The organism is Streptomyces sp. NPDC126499 (genome assembly GCF_040302485.1).
In the GTDB taxonomy this organism is placed as follows: Bacteria; Actinomycetota; Actinomycetes; order Streptomycetales; family Streptomycetaceae; genus Streptomyces.
Genome location: NZ_JBEOUO010000008.1, coordinates 63,372 through 78,473 on the forward strand (window position 1 = coordinate 63,372; position 15,102 = coordinate 78,473).

Sequence of the window (15,102 nt, forward strand, 5' to 3'; positions counted from 1 at the left end):
ACGACGGGACCTGAAGGCCGTCGGAATCCCGAGAACGACCCCGAGAACTGGAGCGACCACATGAGCCTCGGCGTGCGCTGGACCCTGCACGGCGACGGGAGGACACCCGCTCCGGGAGCCGTCGTCCGGCCGGACGAACGCCTCTCCTGGCCGCGCACGGTCGGTCTCGGCGCCCAGCACGTGGTGGCGATGTTCGGTGCCTCGTTCGTGGCCCCGGTCCTCATGGGTCTCGACCCGAACCTCGCCATCATGATGTCCGGTGTCGCCACCGTGATCTTCCTGCTCGCGACCCGCGGCACGGTTCCCTCGTACCTCGGCTGCTCGCTCTCCTTCGTGGGCGTGGCCGCCGCGATCCGGGCCTCGGGCGGCGACAGCGCCACGGTGACCGGCGCGGTCCTCGTGGTCGGCGTGGTGCTCTTCCTCGCCGGTCTCGCGGTGGCCAGGTTCGGGGCGCGGATCATCCACGCGGCCATGCCGCCGGTGGTCACCGGCGCCGTGGTCATGCTGATCGGCTTCAACCTGGCCCCGGTCACCGCCGCCACCTACTGGCCGCAGGACCAGTGGACGGCGCTGCTCGTGATGCTGTTCACCGGTCTGGCCGTGGTCGCCCTGCGCGGCTTCTGGTCGCGGATCGCGATCTTCCTCGGCCTGGTCTTCGGCTACGGCATCTCCTGGGTCTTCGACCTGGTCTTCGGAAAGATCCACTCGATGTCCCCGGGCGGCGAGGTCACCGACCACTGGCGGCTCGACCTCTCCGGCGTCGCCCGGGCCGACTGGATCGGCCTGCCCTCCTTCCACGGCCCGAGCTTCGAGTGGTCCGCGATCCTGGTGGCGCTGCCCGTGGTCATCGCGCTGATCGCCGAGAACGCCGGACACGTCAAGGCCGTCGGCGAGATGACCGGCGACCCGCTGGACGACAAGCTGGGCACGGCGATCGCCGCCGACGGCGCCGCCTCGATGCTGTCCACCGCCGTGGGCGGCCCGCCGAACACCACGTACTCCGAGAACATCGGCGTCATGGCGGCGACGAGGGTCTACTCCACCGCCGCCTACTGGGCCGCGGCCGGCTTCGCCCTGCTCTTCGGCCTGTGCCCCAAGTTCGGCGCGGTCGTCGCCGCCATCCCCGGCGGCGTGCTCGGCGGCATCACCGTGATCCTCTACGGCATGATCGGCCTGCTCGGCGCCCAGATCTGGATCAACGCCAAGGTCGACCTGCGCAACCCGCTCAACCTGGTGCCCGCCGCGGCCGGCATCATCATCGGCGTCGGCGGCGTGAAGCTCACCTTCACCGACACCTTCGAGCTCGGCGGCATCGCGCTCGGCACCCTGGTCGTCATCACCGGCTACCACGTGCTGCGCGCCTGCGCCCCGGCCCACATGAAGCAGCAGGAGCCCCTGCTCGACGCCGGCACCAGCGCGTACGAGACCACGGACGGCCAGGAACCCGCCGCCAAGCCGTAAGCGATTCGCTCGATCTGGGGAAGCCGGGCGGCGGAACCCTTCCGTCCGGCTCTGCGGCTGCCACCCTGCACCCATGGCACCCATGGCACCCACGGCGCGGACGCAGGACATGACGCAGACGCAGGACATCGAGATCGGGCCGTTCACGGCCGTCGACCCCGTGGTGGACCGGATGCGGGCCATCCGCTCCGCCTGGCACCCGGCGGACGGGGTCGCGGTGTTCAACCGGGTCTATCTGACCGTCACCGAGGAGATCGGCCGGGCCATCGACGCGGGCACGTTCACCGACCGGCAGGCCGCCGCCACCCTCGACGTACGGTTCGCCCGGCGCTATCTCGCGGTCGTCGACGCCGTCGCCACCGGCGCCCCGGCACCCGCCTGCTGGCGGCCGCTCTTCCACTACCGGCGCCACCCGGGCGTACGGCCGCTGCAGTTCGCGCTCGCCGGGATCAACGCGCACATCGGCCACGACCTCGCCCTCGCGGTGGTCGACACCTGCCACAGCCTGGACTGCGCGCCCGCGGACCTGGAGGACGAGTTCCACCGGGTCGGCGACGTCCTCGTCCTCCTGGAGGAGCGCATCCGGGAGGAACTGATGCCGGGCCCGGACCTCCTGGAGGTCGCGGACCCGCTGACGCATCTGCTCGGCTGCTGGAGCCTGGACCGGGCCCGCGAGGGGGCCTGGCTCGCCGCCCGCTCGCTGTGGCAGCTGCGGGGGCTGCCCGACCTGGCCGAGGAGTTCACCGAACGCCTCGACCGGTCGGTGGGCCTGGTGGGGCGGATGCTGCTCACCCCGATGGCCCGCCCGTAGGAGCCCCTCCGGAGCTCTCGGGTTCTGTCCTTCGACCTCAGTCCTCCGGCAGCTCGACCGGGGCGATCTCGTCGTACACGTCGCCCGGACCCGGGTTGGTGGCGTCCGTCGAGCCGCCGAAGTGGTGCATCACGCCCCACACCGCGTTCAGCGCCGTCTGGATCGCGCCCTCGGCCCAGCCGGCCGTCCAGGAGATGTCGTCGCCGGCGAGGAAGATGCCCCGCTTGTCCTCGGGCAGCCGGTCCTGCATGAAGTGCGTGAACAGGCGGCGCTGGTAGCGGTAGTGACCCGGCAGGTTGGCCTTGAAGGCGCCCATGAAGTAGGGCTCGTTCTCCCAGGAGACCGTCACCGGGTTGCCGATGATGTGCTTGCGGATGTCGACCTTCGGGTAGATCTCGCCGAGCGACTTCAGCATGACCTCCATCCGCTCCTGCGCGGACAGCGGCAGCCACTTCAGGCTGTCGTCGCACCAGGTGTACGACAGGCAGATGACGGCCGGCTTGTCCGGGCCGTCGTCCAGGAGGTACGTGCCCCGGGTCATCCGGTCGGTCAGCGTCATCGACATGACGTCCCGGCCGGTCTCCTCGTCCTTGTCCAGCCAGAACGGCCGGTCGACGGGCACGAAGAGCTTGGACGACTCCATGTAGTGGGTGCGCTCGATCGCCGTCCAGTGGTCGATCGGGAAGAGCGAGTCGTCACACGCGATCTTGGAGAGCAGCATCCAGGACTGGGCGGTGAAGATCGCCGCCTGGTACGTGCGGATGTCGCCGGACGCGTCGGTGACGGTGATCCGGTTGCCGGCGGTGCGGTTCAGGCGCGTGACGGCCGGCTTGGGCTGACCGCCCTCGTGCAGCGAGCTCAGCGACGTGCCCTGCGCCCAGTGGACGATCTTCTCCGGCTCGCGCTCCCACAGGCGCAGCGGCAGCTGCTGGGAGCCGCCGACGATGCCGCGGTGGTGGTCGTCGGCCTCGGTGTAGACGACCCGCAGGATCTCCAGGATGGAGTTCGGGAAGTCGGTGTCCCAGCCGCCGGTGCCGAAGCCGACCTGGCCGAAGATCTCGCGGTGCCGGAAGGACTTGAAGGCCTCCGACTCGCACAGGAAGCCGTAGAAGGTCTGGTTGTCGAGCTTCTCGACGAGCTTGGCCCAGATCTCGCGGATGCGCGGGACGTCGCGCTCGCGCATGGCGCGGTTCATGTCGGAGAAGTCGGCGCCCTCGTCGAGGCACTTGTTCCAGGCCTCGGCGACGTCACGGTAGACCTGCGGCAGGTCGTCGATGGTCTCCGCGTAGTGCGTCTCGCCCTTGAGGTCGACGACGGTCGAGGGGGTGGCCTCGGCCAGCGGGTTCGGGAAGGGCCGGGTCTCCAGGCCCACCAGGTCGATGTAGTGCTGGAGCGCGGTCGAGGAGGGCGGGAAGCGCATGGCGCCCATCTCGGCGGTCAGGCCCTCGGCGCCGGTGCCCTCGAAGCCGACGGTCCGCAGCCGGCCGCCGATCTGGTCGGCCTCGTAGACGACGGGCTTGAGGCCCATCTTCATCAGCTCGTAGGCGGCGACGATGCCGGACAGACCGCCGCCGATGACGGCGACCTCGGTGCCGTGCTCGGTCGCGGGTATCTGGCCGAGACCCGCCGGGTGGGCCAGGAAGTCGTCGTAGGCGTACGGGAAGTCCGGGCCGAACATGGTGATCGGCGGCTGCGCGTCGGTGTGCTGGACGGCGGTGGGCACCGTGGACGTCATGGGGTACGGACTCCTTGCACGAAACAGGTGAGGCAGAGGGGAGGGCGGGGGCGGGCGTGGCTCAGACGAGGGAGCCGTAGAGCCCGGGGCGGCGGTCGCGGAGGTAGGGGTTGTCCTTCCGGGAGGCCGCCAGGAAGTCGGGGTCGACGTCGCCGAAGACCAGGTCCTCGCCGCGCCCGGCGCGGGCCCGGGCGGTGCCGTCGGGGCCGGCGAGCGTGGACAGACCGACGAACTCGAAGTCGCCCTCGGGTCCGGTCCGGTTGGCGTACGCGAGGTAGATCTGGTTCTCGAAGGCGCGCACGGGGACCACGGACTCGGGGACGATCTCGGCGGGGTGCATCAGCGCGGTCGGGACGAGGAGGAGGTCCGTGCCGGCCAGCGCCTGCGCCCGTACGTTCTCGGGGAACTCGACGTCGTAGCAGATCATCAGGCCGACGGTGAGGCCGCCGAGCTCCGTCTGGACGAGGCCGTCGTCGCCGGGCGTGAACCACTTCGCCTCGAAGTCGCCGAAGAGGTGGGTCTTGCGGTAGTGGGCGAGCACCGCGCCGTCGGCGCCGAAGAGCTGGGCGGAGTTGTACAGCACGCCGTGCCGCTCGGTGTCGCGCTCCGGGTAGCCGTAGCCGACGGCGAGGCCGTGACGGGCGGCGATGTCCGCGACCGCGTGGGCGGAGGGGCCGTCGGACGGCTCGGCGAGCCGCGCGAGGTCGGGGCCGATGGCGTAGCCGGTCAGGATCAGCTCGGGGGCGAGCAGCAGGCCCGCTCCGGCCGCCGCGGCACGGGCCGCGGCCTCGTCGAGGATCTTCAGATTGGCGGCCACGTCACCGAGCTGTCCGGAGCTCTGGAGCAGGGCGATGCGCAGCGCGGGCATGAGCGATCCTCGGGGGGCGGAGTTGAGGGGGAAGACGTCAAAAACGGTACGGTTTCGCGCTCCTCCGGGACAAGGCGGGACCGTTGCGGACCGACCGTCGAACCGTTGCGCGATCGCCCGCGACCACGGCGATTCGTTGCGCGAGGCTCCGACCAGGGGCGTAGGGCCTGCCCGCCGCGCGGCGGAGGGGGAGACCGTTCCCGGGCGCGACGCCCCGGCGCGGGCGGCGCGGAAGAGTGGTGGGCGTCCGGCAGAACACCGGACGACCTGCCGAGAGGACCGACACGACATGGACCGTCGCACGAAGATCGCCGCCGTGGCCGCCGCCCTGCTGATCACCGCCGGAGCGGGCGGCTCCGCCACCGCGTCGGGAGACGGGAAGGGCGGCAGCCGCGAGGCGGCGGCGCTGACCGGCACCGCCAAGCTGTACCGGCCGGCCGGCGACGACATCACCTTCTCCTTCGACGCGCATCTGGCGGCGAAGGACACCATGGACCCGCAGGCGGCGACCGGCACCTTCCGCTACAGCCACTACAAGAACGGCAAGGGCGGCTACGCGGTGGCGAAGGTGGACTGCCTCACCACCGGCGGCAAGGTGGCCGTGGTGACGGGGGTGGTCACCGAGACCGACCTGGACCACCTGAGGGGCAAGCGGGTCGGGATCTCCGTCCACGACGACGGGAAGCGCGACCGGCTGGGATACAGCTGGGTCGGGCGGGACGCGCACCTGGAGGTGCCGCCGTGCCTGAGCGCCGCCCCCTTCGAGAAGGTGCGGGCCGGGACGGGTGACTTCCGGGTGCTGCCCTGGCGCCTGGACTACCCGACGGAATGACCGGGCCGCACCCGCCGCAACGGGCAGAGGGACCGCCCCACGGGGGTGGGCGGTCCCTCTGCGGCCTCGACGGTGCCGGGGGCTACGCGGGCGAGCCCGAGGAGAAGCGCCGCAGCAGCGGCGACAGCACCAGGACGGACTTGGTGCGCTCCACGAAGGGCTCGCCCGCGATCCGCTCCAGGACCCGCTCGAAGTGGCGCATGTCGGAGGCGAAGACCTGCACGACGGCGTCCGCGTCGCCGGTGACGGTCGACGCGGACACCACCTCGGGATACCGCTCCAGACCGCGCCGGATGTCGTCCGGCGAGGTGTTGTGGCGGCAGTAGATCTCGACGAACCCCTCCGTCTCCCAGCCGAGCGCCGCCGGGTCCACCCGTACGGTGAAGCCGGTGATGGCGCCCTCGGCCCGGAGCCGGTCCACGCGCCGCTTGACGGCGGGCGCGGAGAGGCCGACGAGCGAGCCGATGTCGGCGTAGCTGCGGCGGGCGTCTTCCGCGAGGGCGTGGACGATGCGTTCGTCGAGGTCGTTGAGTCGCACTACGGGTGGATCACTTCTCTGCGGGGGCCTCTGCCAGGGCCGGGGCCGTGGCCAGTCGGGAGCGGCGCATGCCGTACAGGAAGTAGAACACGAGACCCGCGATCATCCAGCCGCCGAACCACAGCCAGGTGACGGCCGGAAGGCTGATCATCATGTAGCCGCAGAAGAGGAAGCCCAGGATCGGGGTGACCGGGAAGAGCATCACCTTGAAAGTGCGGTTCATCTCGGGCCGCGTGTAGCGCAGGACGATGACCGCGACGTTGACCAGGGCGAAGGCGAACAGCGTGCCGATGCTGGTGGCGTTGGCCAGCTCGCCCAGCGGGATGAACGCGGCGAGGCCGCCGCAGAAGAGCGAGACGATCACGGTGTTGACGCGCGGGGCGCCGCTCTTCGAGTCGACCTTCGCGAAGACCTTGGGCACCAGGCCGTCGCGCGACATCGCGAAGAGGATGCGGGTCTGTCCGTAGAGGACGGCGAAGACGACGCTGGCGATGGCGACGACCGCGCCCGCCGCGAGCACGACGCCCCAGAAGCTCTGTCCGGTGACGTCCTTCATGATCTGGGCGAGGGCCGCCTCGGTGCCCTCGAAGTCCTGCCACGGCATGGCGCCGACGGCGACCAGCGCGACCAGGCAGTACAGCACGGTGACGATCAGCAGCGAGAGCATGATCGCGCGCGGCAGGTCCCGCTTGGGGTTCTTGGCCTCCTCACCGGCGGTGGAGGCGGCGTCGAAGCCGATGTACGAGAAGAACAGCGTGGCCGCGGCGGCGCTGATGCCGGTCACACCGAGCGGGGCGAGCGGGGCGTAGTTGCCCGCCTTGATGCCCAGGAAACCGATGCCGATGAAGAGCAGCAGCGTGACGATCTTCACGGCGACCATGATCGTGTTGATGCGGGCGCTCTCCTTGGCGCCGCCCATCAGGAAGACCATCGCGAGCAGGACCACGACGAGGGCCGGGAGGTTGACGAACCCGCCCTCGCCGAGCGGCGCGGAGACGGCCTCGGGGATGGTCACCCCGATGGTGCCGTCGAGCAGCTCGTTGAGGTACTCGCCCCAGCCGACCGCCACGGCGGCGACGGAGACGCCGTACTCCAGGACGAGGCACCAGCCGCAGACCCAGGCGATGAGCTCACCCATCGTTGCGTACGCATACGAGTACGAGGAACCGGAGACCGGTATGGAGCCGGCCAGCTCGGCGTAGGAGAGCGCCGAGAAGAGGGCGGTGAGGCCCGCGAGGACGAAGGAGATCGCGACCGCGGGGCCGGCCAGCGGGGTGGCCTCGCCGAGCACGACGAAGATGCCGGTGCCGAGCGTCGCACCGATGCTGATCATGGTCAGCTGCCACATCGAGAGCGAGCGGCGGAGGGTGCCGCCCTCGCCCTGGCCACCCTCCGCGACCAGGTCTTCGACCGGCTTGCGACGGGTGAGGGCAGAGAGCCCGGAGGTCTTGCGGGCGGCCGGGACGGTCGTGTCCTCGGCCGGTGGGGCTGCGCCATGGTCCAGCACTGCAAAGGCTCCTTATCGCTGCCTGTAGACGAGGCGAGGACCGCGGCGGTACGCGGGCATGTCGAGAGCCCACGGGGGAAGGGGGAACCGCCGAGCAGGCGGTCGCCGCCACTCCTGGTACGAGGGTTGAGCCTAAGCGCTGAGGCTTCGCACTCGTAATGCAGGGTTGTTGCGCACTACCGAATGATCATTGCGCGCTTCCGGCACAGACGGGGAAACATTGCGCTCCCCCGCATGAATCGACACATCGGGGGCGTAGGGAGGGCCTCCGGCGTGCAGGGACTCCTTGTGGCGCGCGACCGCGCGCACCCGCCGTCCGCCCGATCGGAGGTCGTCGTGAGCTGGCTGGAACCCGGACCCTTTCTTCGCGGTGTCGCGTGGCGGGACGGCGAGCGGCCGGTACGGGCCGATCCCGCGGACCTGGCGCGGCTGCCCTGGGACATCGCGGAGCGGGCCGCGCTGCCCATCGGGGTGCGGGTGGAGTTCGCGGCGGCGCCGGGCACCCGGGCGGTGGAGCTGCGCTACCGGGCGGCGGTGCCGGCGGCGGGCGACCCGGTGCGGGCACTGCGGCACGGCTTCGCGCTCTGGCGCGGGCCGCGGTGTCTCGCGGAGGTGTTCGCCGAGCCGGCCGAGGAGTCGGTCGTACGCATCGGGCTCCCGCCCGGTGGCGGGGACTTCACCGTGTACCTGCCGGAAGCGCAGGCGCCGCTCGTGCGGGCCCTCAGGCCGGTCGGCGGCGCCCTGGCGCCCGTGCCGCGCCGCCCCCGCTGGCTGGTCCACGGCGACTCGATCACCGAGGGCTGGTGGGCCACCCGGCCGGCGCGCTCCTGGCCCGCGACGGCCGGCCGGACGCTCGGCCTGGACCCGGTCAACCTCGGCTACGCGGGCGGCGCGCGCGGGGAGCTGCCCCTCGCCGAGCACCTCGCCCGCCTCCCGGGCGAGCTGATCACCCTGGCGTTCGGCACCAACTGCTGGTCGGCCGTGCCCAGTTCGGCGCCGCTGCTCTACGAGACGACCCGCACCTTCGTCACCCTCGTCCGACGCGGCCATCCCGACACTCCCCTGCTGCTGCTCTCCCCCGTGCTGCGCCCCGCGGCCGAGCGGACCGGCAACGCCCTGGGCGCCACGCTCGCGGAGCTGCGCACGGCCATGGAGGAGGCCGTACGGGACCTGATGGCGGCCGGGGACGCCCGCCTGGCGCTGCTGCCCGGCCGGGAGCTCCTGGGGCCCGAGGACCTGGCCGACGGGCTCCATCCCGACGACGGCGGCCACGCGCGGATCGCGGCGGCGGTGGCGGCGGCGCTGCGCGAGGCGGGCTTCGTGGGGCGGCGGGGGCCTGTCCGGCCGCCCCGCGAGGACGTCAGGCCAGGCGTCTGACCAGGAAGGTGCAGGAGTCGGCGTGGTGGTGCGTCCGCCCCTCGGCGTCGGTGTGCGACCAGCGGTCGGTGTACGGGGTCACGGACTCGTAGCCGAGGCGCGCGTACAGGGCCGCGGCCCGGGGGTTGTCGTCGGCCACGCCGAGCCCCAGGAGCGTGCGGCCCCGCTCGCGCGCCAGGTCCTCGGCCGCGCGCACCAGGGCGGTACCGATGCCTCGCCCGCGCAGGTCCGCGCGGACGTCCAGGCCGTTGAGTTCGGGGCAGTCGGCGAGCAGGGCCCGCACCTCGGGGGCGGCGCAGCCGTCCCAGCGGACCAGTCCGTGCCCGGCCGGGACGCCGTCGTGCCAGGCGAGCAGATAGGTGGCGAGACCGGCCTCCTGGCGGGCGAACCGGCCGGAGTGCCGGGTCGGCGCGTCCGGGGTGGGCAGGTGGCGGTCGAGCAGGCTGACGTCCTCGGCCCGGCAGGGTCTGATCTCCGTACGCTCCATGTGCCCGACCGTACGGGAACGCCATGGGCCCCCGGGAGGGATTTCCCGGGGGCCCGTAGCGTTGCCGATTCGTTTCGGCGGCCGGCTATGCGCCGGTCAGCTCCAGCTGGCGTGCAGCGGCTTGCCCTCCGCGTAACCGGCGGCGGACTGGATGCCGACGACGGCCTTCTCCTCGAACTCGGCGAGCGAGCCCGCACCGGCGTAGGTGCAGGAGGAGCGGACACCGGCGATGATCGAGTCGATCAGGTCCTCGACGCCCGGACGCTGCGGGTCGAGGAACATCCGGGAGGTGGAGATGCCCTCCTCGAACAGCGCCTTGCGGGCGCGGTCGTAGGCGGACTCGTCGGAGGTCCGGTTCTTGACGGCGCGGGCCGAGGCCATGCCGAAGGACTCCTTGTACGCGCGCCCCTTGGCGTCGTGCTGGAGGTCGCCCGGGGACTCGTAGGTGCCGGCGAACCAGGAGCCGATCATGACGTTGGACGCACCGGCGGCGAGCGCCATGGCGACGTCGCGCGGGTGACGGACACCGCCGTCGGCCCACACGTGCTTGCCGTACTTCTTCGCCTCGGCGGCGCACTCCAGGACGGCCGAGAACTGCGGACGGCCGACACCGGTCATCATGCGGGTGGTGCACATGGCGCCGGGGCCCACGCCGACCTTGATGATGTCCGCGCCGGCGTCGATGAGGTCCTTGACGCCCTCGGCGGCGACGATGTTGCCCGCCACGATCGGGACCTGCGGGTCGAGCGCCCGGACGGTCCGGATGGCGTTGATCATCGACTCCTGGTGGCCGTGCGCGGTGTCGATGACGAGCGTGTCCACGCCCGCGTCGAGCAGCTGCTTGGCCTTGCCCGCGACGTCGCCGTTGATGCCGACGGCGGCGGCGATGCGCAGCCGGCCCTTGGCGTCGACCGCCGGCGTGTACAGGGTCGCGCGCAGGGCGCCCTTGCGGGTGAGGATGCCGACCAGCTTGCCGTCCTTGTCGACGGCCGGGGCGTAGCGCCGGTTGGCGTGGTCCAGGGTGTTGAACGCCTCGCGCGGGTCGATGTCCGCGTCGAGCAGCAGCAGGTCCCGGGACATGACCTCGGACAGCTGGGTGAAGCGGTCCACGCCGGACAGGTCGGCGTCGGTGACGACACCGACCGGGCGGTCGTTCTCGTCCACGACGACGCCGGCGTCGTGCGCCCGCTTCGGCAGCAGCGAGAGCGCGTCGGCGACGGTCTGGTGCGGGGCCAGCACGATGGGGGTGTCGAGGACGTGGTGGCGGGACTTGACCCAGCCGATGACGTCGGTGACGACCTCGATCGGGATGTCCTGCGGGATGACGACCAGGCCACCGCGGCGGGCGACGGTCTCGGCCATGCGGCGGCCGGCGATGGCGGTCATGTTGGCCACGACCAGCGGGATCGTCGTACCGGTCCCGTCCGGGGAGGAGAGGTCCACGGCCTGGCGGGAACCGACGGCCGAGCGGCTCGGCACCATGAACACATCGTCGTACGTGAGGTCGTACGGCGGCTTGACGTCATTGAGGAAACGCACGTGCTGACATCCCAGTCGTTCGGATCGGCCCCTAGGCATTTCAGCCAGGGGAAAAAGCACGTAGTTCATTGTCCCACGCCGGGGGCGCGGGGCGGTGCGGGCTGATCGTCCGAGCCTTGCGAGGGTGCGCTTGTCCGATCCTCCAAATGGGCGAGGTCGCCGCCGAGGGACAGAAGGACCGCGAGGCCGGCCGAACTGGCCCGGGCCGCCGCCGAGAACACTTCCTGGGCGATGGACCAGTCGTCCGGTTCGGCCTCGGCATAAGCGTGCCAGCCGGTCACCACGATCGCCATGGGTTCGCGCATGTCGGCGAGGCAGTCGGCGAGGGCGTCCCAGTTGCGCCCGAACCGGACCGGCAGCGGCAGGATGCGGACACAGCGGCTGATGAAGGCGTTCTTGTCGGTGACCCCGTGCAGGTCGAGGACGACGGCGTCATCGATTCTCATCCGCGACCACCTCCCGGAAGCTCTGGTAGTGGTCGTCCGTGTAGTACGTCTCCCCACTCCGGCCGGTGACGATGCGCCGGGCGCCGCGGTCGCGTTCGCCGGGCGTCCGGACGGTGTACTCGCGGTAGTAGCCGCGCTCGCGCCGCGGCAGGATCCGCTCGAAGTTGGAGAAGACGGCGCCGTCCCTGGCGTACGGGAAGGGCCCGCCGCTCCTGATGAGGGCGAGGGTCTCGCGGGCCTCCGGCGGCAGGTCGCGCTCGCGGACGGTGGGGAGGCCGGAGGACGGGAGGGCCGCGGTGACGGTGGTGGTGGCCGCCGCGGTGCCCGTACGGGTCGGGGGCGCCGTCTCCGTGGCCGGGCCGCCGCCGCAGCCCGCGAGGAGCCCCGCGAACAGCAGCGAGAGCCCGGCCAGGAGGGCGAGCACGAGCCGGGCACGACGCTGGATCATGCCCCGATGCTGCCACCGCCCCGCCCGGCACGCGGGCGGGGCGCGCCCGTGGCGGGGCGGTCAGATGCCGTCCCGGTCGGCCCGGTCGAGGGCGGGGCGCGGACCGGGGCGCGGACCGGGCGTGCCCGGGGGCGGGGCGGTCAGATGCCGTCCGGGTCGGCCCGGTCGAGGGCGGGGCGCGGACCGGGACTGGACTCGGTGAGCAGGTAGTCGGCCGCGGACCGGTCGGTCACCAGGCTGGTGACGAGACCGGAGCGGAGCACCGCCCCGATCGCCGCCGCCTTGCGCTGGCCGCCGGCGATGGCGACGACCTCGGGGATCCGGCGCAGCCGGTCCGCCTCGACGGTGATGCAGCGCTCGCCGAGGTCCCGGCCCACCCGGCGGCCCTCCGCGTCGAAGAGGTGCGCCGACATCTCGGCCGCGACGCCGAGCGAGGCGTAGTGGGCCCGCTCCTCGTCGGAGAGCATGTCGTGCACGGTCGAGATGCCCGGCTCCCAGGAGCCGATGGAGACGCAGGCGACCGTCACCTTGTCGAAGTACTCGAAGGCCCGGGCGATGCCGGTCTGGCTGCGCAGGGCGTTGGCGGTGGCCGCGTCCGGCAGCAGCATCGGCGCGTAGATGGGGTGCGCCTCGCCGCCGGAGACCTGGGCGGCACGCCGTACCGCCTCGACCGAGCCGCGCTCGGCGGTGCCCGCGTCGTACACGCCGGTGAGCTGGACGACGGTGCAGGGCGGCAGCCGGTCGAGGGCGGCCGCCATGTGGATGGTGGAGCGGCCCCAGGCCAGGCCCAGGACGTCGCCCTCGTTGACCAGCTCGCCGAGCAGGTCGGCCGCCACCTCGCCCAGGTTCTCCGGGTCGGGCGACTCCTCGTCGCCCTCCGCCGGGGACTCGACGACGACGGCGTGGCGCAGCCCGTAGCGGGCGCGCAGCGCGTCGGAGCGCTCGGCGTCCAGCTCGGCCGGGACGCGGATCTCGATGCGCACGAGGTCGCGCTCCAGGGCGGTCTCCAGGACCCGGGCCACCTTGAAGCGGCTCACGCCGAACTCCTCGGCGATCTGGATCTTCGACTTGCCCTCGAGGTAGAAGCGGCGGGCCATGGCCGCCGCCTGCACGAGCTCCGCGGGTCCCATCCGCAGGGCTGACCGTCCCGCCGACATACCCGCCACCGCGATCTCCTCACTGCTGTTCACGTACCGCTGCTCATGTGCCGTGTTCCGGCTGCGCTTGCGCTTCGGTGCTGCTGTTCACACTCCGGACTCACCGTTCATCCTGTCAGATCCGGCGGTCCTGATCGGCCGTGTCGGCGGCCCGACGGACCGCGTTCACGTACCGGTGGGTCCGTGGTGGCTCAGTGGCCACATGCCCACGGCGCCGAGGCGGTCACGGCCTCGGCCCTGGCCCGCAGGGAGCGGACGGCCTCGGCCGGGTCGGCGGCCCCGTAGACGGCGGAACCGGCCACGAAGACGTCCGCGCCGGCCTCGGCGCACCGCTCGATGGTCGACTCTGCGACACCGCCGTCCACCTGGAGCCAGAGCTCCAGACCGTGCTTGGAGATGAGCTCACGGGTGCGGCGGATCTTCGGCAGCATGATGTCGAGGAAGGCCTGGCCGCCGAAGCCGGGCTCGACCGTCATGATCAGGAGCATGTCGAGCTCGGGGAGCAGATCCTCGTACGGCTCGATGGGCGTGGCCGGCTTGAGCGCCATCGACGCCCGCGCCCCCTTGGCCCTGATCTCCCGCGCCAGGCGCACCGGGGCGGCCGCCGCCTCCACGTGGAAGGTGACCGAACCGGCCCCGGCCTCCACGTACTGCGGGGCCCAGCGGTCCGGGTCCTCGATCATGAGATGGCAGTCGAGCGGGGTGTCCGTGGCCCGGCTCAGCGACTCGACCACCGGCACGCCCAGCGTCAGATTGGGCACGAAGTGGTTGTCCATCACGTCGACGTGCAGCCAGTCGGCGCCGTCGACCGCCTTCGCCTCCTCGGCGAGCCGGGCGAAGTCCGCGGACAGGATGCTGGGATTGATCTGCGCCATGAGCCAAGCCTGCCACGTTCTTGAGGACTTCTTTGCCGCGATGCGGTGCGGATTGTGCGGGGGACGCCGGACGGCGGGGACGTAATGGTACAGACCAGTTGATTTCGCCGGCCGCGTGCCTCCTCCGGACCTGAGGAACACGCGGCCGACGGCGATCGGAACCGGCCGTCACGCCTCCGCGGACGCCGGACCGTCGAAGTGCGTCGTCACCGCGACCCTGAGCGCACCCGTGGGCGAGGGCGCGACCTGGGCGACCGTGTGCTCCTCGGGGTGGCCGGCGACGAGGGCCGGGGCGCCCTCCGGCGACGGCAGGCGGCGCACCTTCCACCCCGCGCCGCGGAAGTACGCCTCCACTCGGGCGACCGCCCGCGCCCGCTCGTCGTCCCCCGCCAGCGGAACGGTCGACCAGGTGTGGTGCACCGCGGTCAGAGCCTCTTCCCGGACCGTACGGAGGCCCTCCCCGGCCTGCGTGGGCGCCGGTCCGACGCCCAGCACGTCATAGATCCGACTGGAGTGCCCAAGGGCCCGGCGCGCGGCGGGAGAGTCGGGCTCCGGCGTCTGGAACGCGGCGGGGTCGGCGGCGGAGCCCGCCGATGCCTTGCCGGGCGGGAGGAAGCAGGGGGACGTCACCTTGAGTGAGGCGATCCCTTCTCCCTTGGCGCGGTCGACGACCCCGGTGACGGCGTCCATCCAGAAGTCGTCGGGCTCCGTACGCATGTAGACGGTCGGGAAGGCTCCGTCCCAGTCGACCTCGCCCGAGGTGTTGTACGTGTAGCCCTTCTTCAGCCAGGCGTCCCGTGCCTGGCGCACGAGGTTCTGGGCCTGGGCCCCGGGAACGCCGGTCAGTTTGTAGATGAGGGTGACCTGTACCCGGTCGTCGTGGCCGTGGTCGTCCCGGGCGATGCAGGCGCCGACCGGCGCGTTGCCCATGCGCTCCAGGGTCGGTCGGGGCGACATGCCGTCCACCGCCTCGCCGATGATCTGCTCGGCCCGGTCGATCGCCTGCTGTTCGTTCATCGTT

Annotated in this window: 15 protein-coding genes; 4 read left to right on the forward strand and 11 right to left on the reverse strand. The window is 72.1% G+C overall.

Annotated elements, in window-relative coordinates:
* Positions 1–60: 60 nt before the first annotated feature.
* Complete coding sequence (locus tag ABTZ91_RS13775; RefSeq protein WP_352077343.1) at positions 61–1,461, forward strand: solute carrier family 23 protein; 1,401 nt, start codon at positions 61–63, stop codon at positions 1,459–1,461.
* Positions 1,462–1,570: 109 nt separating this feature from the next.
* On the forward strand, positions 1,571–2,272 hold the full coding sequence (locus tag ABTZ91_RS13780) for a DUF5995 family protein (protein ID WP_352077570.1): 702 nt from the start codon (positions 1,571–1,573) through the stop codon (positions 2,270–2,272).
* Between the two features lie 37 nt (positions 2,273–2,309).
* On the opposite strand, the gene ABTZ91_RS13785 is transcribed toward ABTZ91_RS13780, so the two are convergent.
* Both ABTZ91_RS13785 and ABTZ91_RS13790 read right to left on the reverse strand, forming a co-directional pair.
* Positions 2,310–4,007 (reverse strand): NAD(P)/FAD-dependent oxidoreductase, encoded by a 1,698-nt coding sequence (locus ABTZ91_RS13785; RefSeq protein WP_352077344.1) that lies wholly within the window; start codon positions 4,005–4,007, stop codon positions 2,310–2,312.
* 61 nt (positions 4,008–4,068) lie between these two features.
* Positions 4,069–4,875, reverse strand: coding sequence for a carbon-nitrogen hydrolase family protein (locus tag ABTZ91_RS13790; protein ID WP_352077345.1), 807 nt, complete (start codon positions 4,873–4,875; stop codon positions 4,069–4,071).
* 289 nt (positions 4,876–5,164) lie between these two features.
* Here ABTZ91_RS13790 and ABTZ91_RS13795 point away from each other — a divergent pair, with 289 nt between their 5' ends.
* Complete coding sequence (locus ABTZ91_RS13795; protein ID WP_352077346.1) at positions 5,165–5,707, forward strand: Repetin; 543 nt, start codon at positions 5,165–5,167, stop codon at positions 5,705–5,707.
* Between the two features lie 82 nt (positions 5,708–5,789).
* Here the strand turns inward: ABTZ91_RS13795 and ABTZ91_RS13800 are convergent, their stop codons facing one another.
* Both ABTZ91_RS13800 and ABTZ91_RS13805 read right to left on the reverse strand, forming a co-directional pair.
* Entirely contained in the window at positions 5,790–6,245 is a 456-nt protein-coding gene (locus ABTZ91_RS13800) for an Lrp/AsnC family transcriptional regulator (RefSeq protein WP_015032260.1), read from the reverse strand.
* A gap of 10 nt (positions 6,246–6,255) precedes the next feature.
* Positions 6,256–7,752, reverse strand: coding sequence for an amino acid permease (locus ABTZ91_RS13805; RefSeq protein WP_352077347.1), 1,497 nt, complete (start codon positions 7,750–7,752; stop codon positions 6,256–6,258).
* Positions 7,753–8,088: 336 nt separating this feature from the next.
* Between ABTZ91_RS13805 and ABTZ91_RS13810 the strand changes: the two genes are divergently transcribed.
* Positions 8,089–9,129: a GDSL-type esterase/lipase family protein gene (locus tag ABTZ91_RS13810; protein ID WP_352077571.1), complete on the forward strand. Its 1,041-nt coding sequence runs from the start codon at positions 8,089–8,091 to the stop codon at positions 9,127–9,129.
* Here ABTZ91_RS13810 and ABTZ91_RS13815 read toward each other — a convergent pair.
* From ABTZ91_RS13815 to ABTZ91_RS13845, 7 genes are all read right to left on the reverse strand, one after another.
* Entirely contained in the window at positions 9,113–9,616 is a 504-nt protein-coding gene (locus ABTZ91_RS13815; protein WP_352077348.1) for a GNAT family N-acetyltransferase, read from the reverse strand. The two genes, ABTZ91_RS13810 and ABTZ91_RS13815, sit on opposite strands and share 17 nt — an antisense overlap.
* Positions 9,617–9,712: 96 nt before the next feature.
* Complete coding sequence (locus ABTZ91_RS13820) at positions 9,713–11,155, reverse strand: GuaB1 family IMP dehydrogenase-related protein (RefSeq protein WP_352077349.1); 1,443 nt, start codon at positions 11,153–11,155, stop codon at positions 9,713–9,715.
* Between the two features lie 65 nt (positions 11,156–11,220).
* A complete protein-coding gene (locus ABTZ91_RS13825; RefSeq protein WP_352077350.1) occupies positions 11,221–11,601 on the reverse strand; it encodes a barstar family protein in 381 nt (126 codons plus the stop codon).
* Positions 11,588–12,049 carry a ribonuclease domain-containing protein gene (locus ABTZ91_RS13830; RefSeq protein ID WP_352077351.1) on the reverse strand — a complete coding sequence of 154 codons (462 nt, stop codon included), beginning with the start codon at positions 12,047–12,049 and terminating at the stop codon, positions 11,588–11,590. Before ABTZ91_RS13830 ends, ABTZ91_RS13825 begins: the two co-directional genes overlap by 14 nt.
* 140 nt (positions 12,050–12,189) lie before the next feature.
* Positions 12,190–13,239 carry a sugar-binding domain-containing protein gene (locus tag ABTZ91_RS13835; RefSeq protein ID WP_352077352.1) on the reverse strand — a complete coding sequence of 350 codons (1,050 nt, stop codon included), beginning with the start codon at positions 13,237–13,239 and terminating at the stop codon, positions 12,190–12,192.
* Between the two features lie 158 nt (positions 13,240–13,397).
* A complete protein-coding gene (rpe, locus tag ABTZ91_RS13840) occupies positions 13,398–14,081 on the reverse strand; it encodes a ribulose-phosphate 3-epimerase (protein WP_352077353.1) in 684 nt (227 codons plus the stop codon).
* A 168-nt stretch (positions 14,082–14,249) separates the two neighbouring features.
* Positions 14,250–15,098 carry a hypothetical protein gene (locus ABTZ91_RS13845; protein ID WP_352077354.1) on the reverse strand — a complete coding sequence of 283 codons (849 nt, stop codon included), beginning with the start codon at positions 15,096–15,098 and terminating at the stop codon, positions 14,250–14,252.
* Positions 15,099–15,102: the final 4 nt, after the last annotated feature.

Excerpts from the sequence above, each read along its gene's own strand:
- ABTZ91_RS13775 (WP_352077343.1), top strand. The coding sequence starts at position 61 with ATGAGCCTCGGCGTGCGCTGGACCCTGCACGGCGACGGGAGGACACCC.
- ABTZ91_RS13780 (WP_352077570.1), top strand. The coding sequence starts at position 1,571 with ATGACGCAGACGCAGGACATCGAGATCGGGCCGTTCACGGCCGTCGAC.
- ABTZ91_RS13785 (WP_352077344.1), bottom strand. The coding sequence starts at position 4,007 with ATGACGTCCACGGTGCCCACCGCCGTCCAGCACACCGACGCGCAGCCG.
- ABTZ91_RS13790 (WP_352077345.1), bottom strand. The coding sequence starts at position 4,875 with ATGCCCGCGCTGCGCATCGCCCTGCTCCAGAGCTCCGGACAGCTCGGT.
- ABTZ91_RS13795 (WP_352077346.1), top strand. The coding sequence starts at position 5,165 with ATGGACCGTCGCACGAAGATCGCCGCCGTGGCCGCCGCCCTGCTGATC.
- ABTZ91_RS13815 (WP_352077348.1), bottom strand. The coding sequence starts at position 9,616 with ATGGAGCGTACGGAGATCAGACCCTGCCGGGCCGAGGACGTCAGCCTG.
- ABTZ91_RS13825 (WP_352077350.1), bottom strand. The coding sequence starts at position 11,601 with ATGAGAATCGATGACGCCGTCGTCCTCGACCTGCACGGGGTCACCGAC.
- ABTZ91_RS13830 (WP_352077351.1), bottom strand. The coding sequence starts at position 12,049 with ATGATCCAGCGTCGTGCCCGGCTCGTGCTCGCCCTCCTGGCCGGGCTC.
- rpe (WP_352077353.1), bottom strand. The coding sequence starts at position 14,081 with ATGGCGCAGATCAATCCCAGCATCCTGTCCGCGGACTTCGCCCGGCTC.
- ABTZ91_RS13845 (WP_352077354.1), bottom strand. The coding sequence starts at position 15,098 with ATGAACGAACAGCAGGCGATCGACCGGGCCGAGCAGATCATCGGCGAG.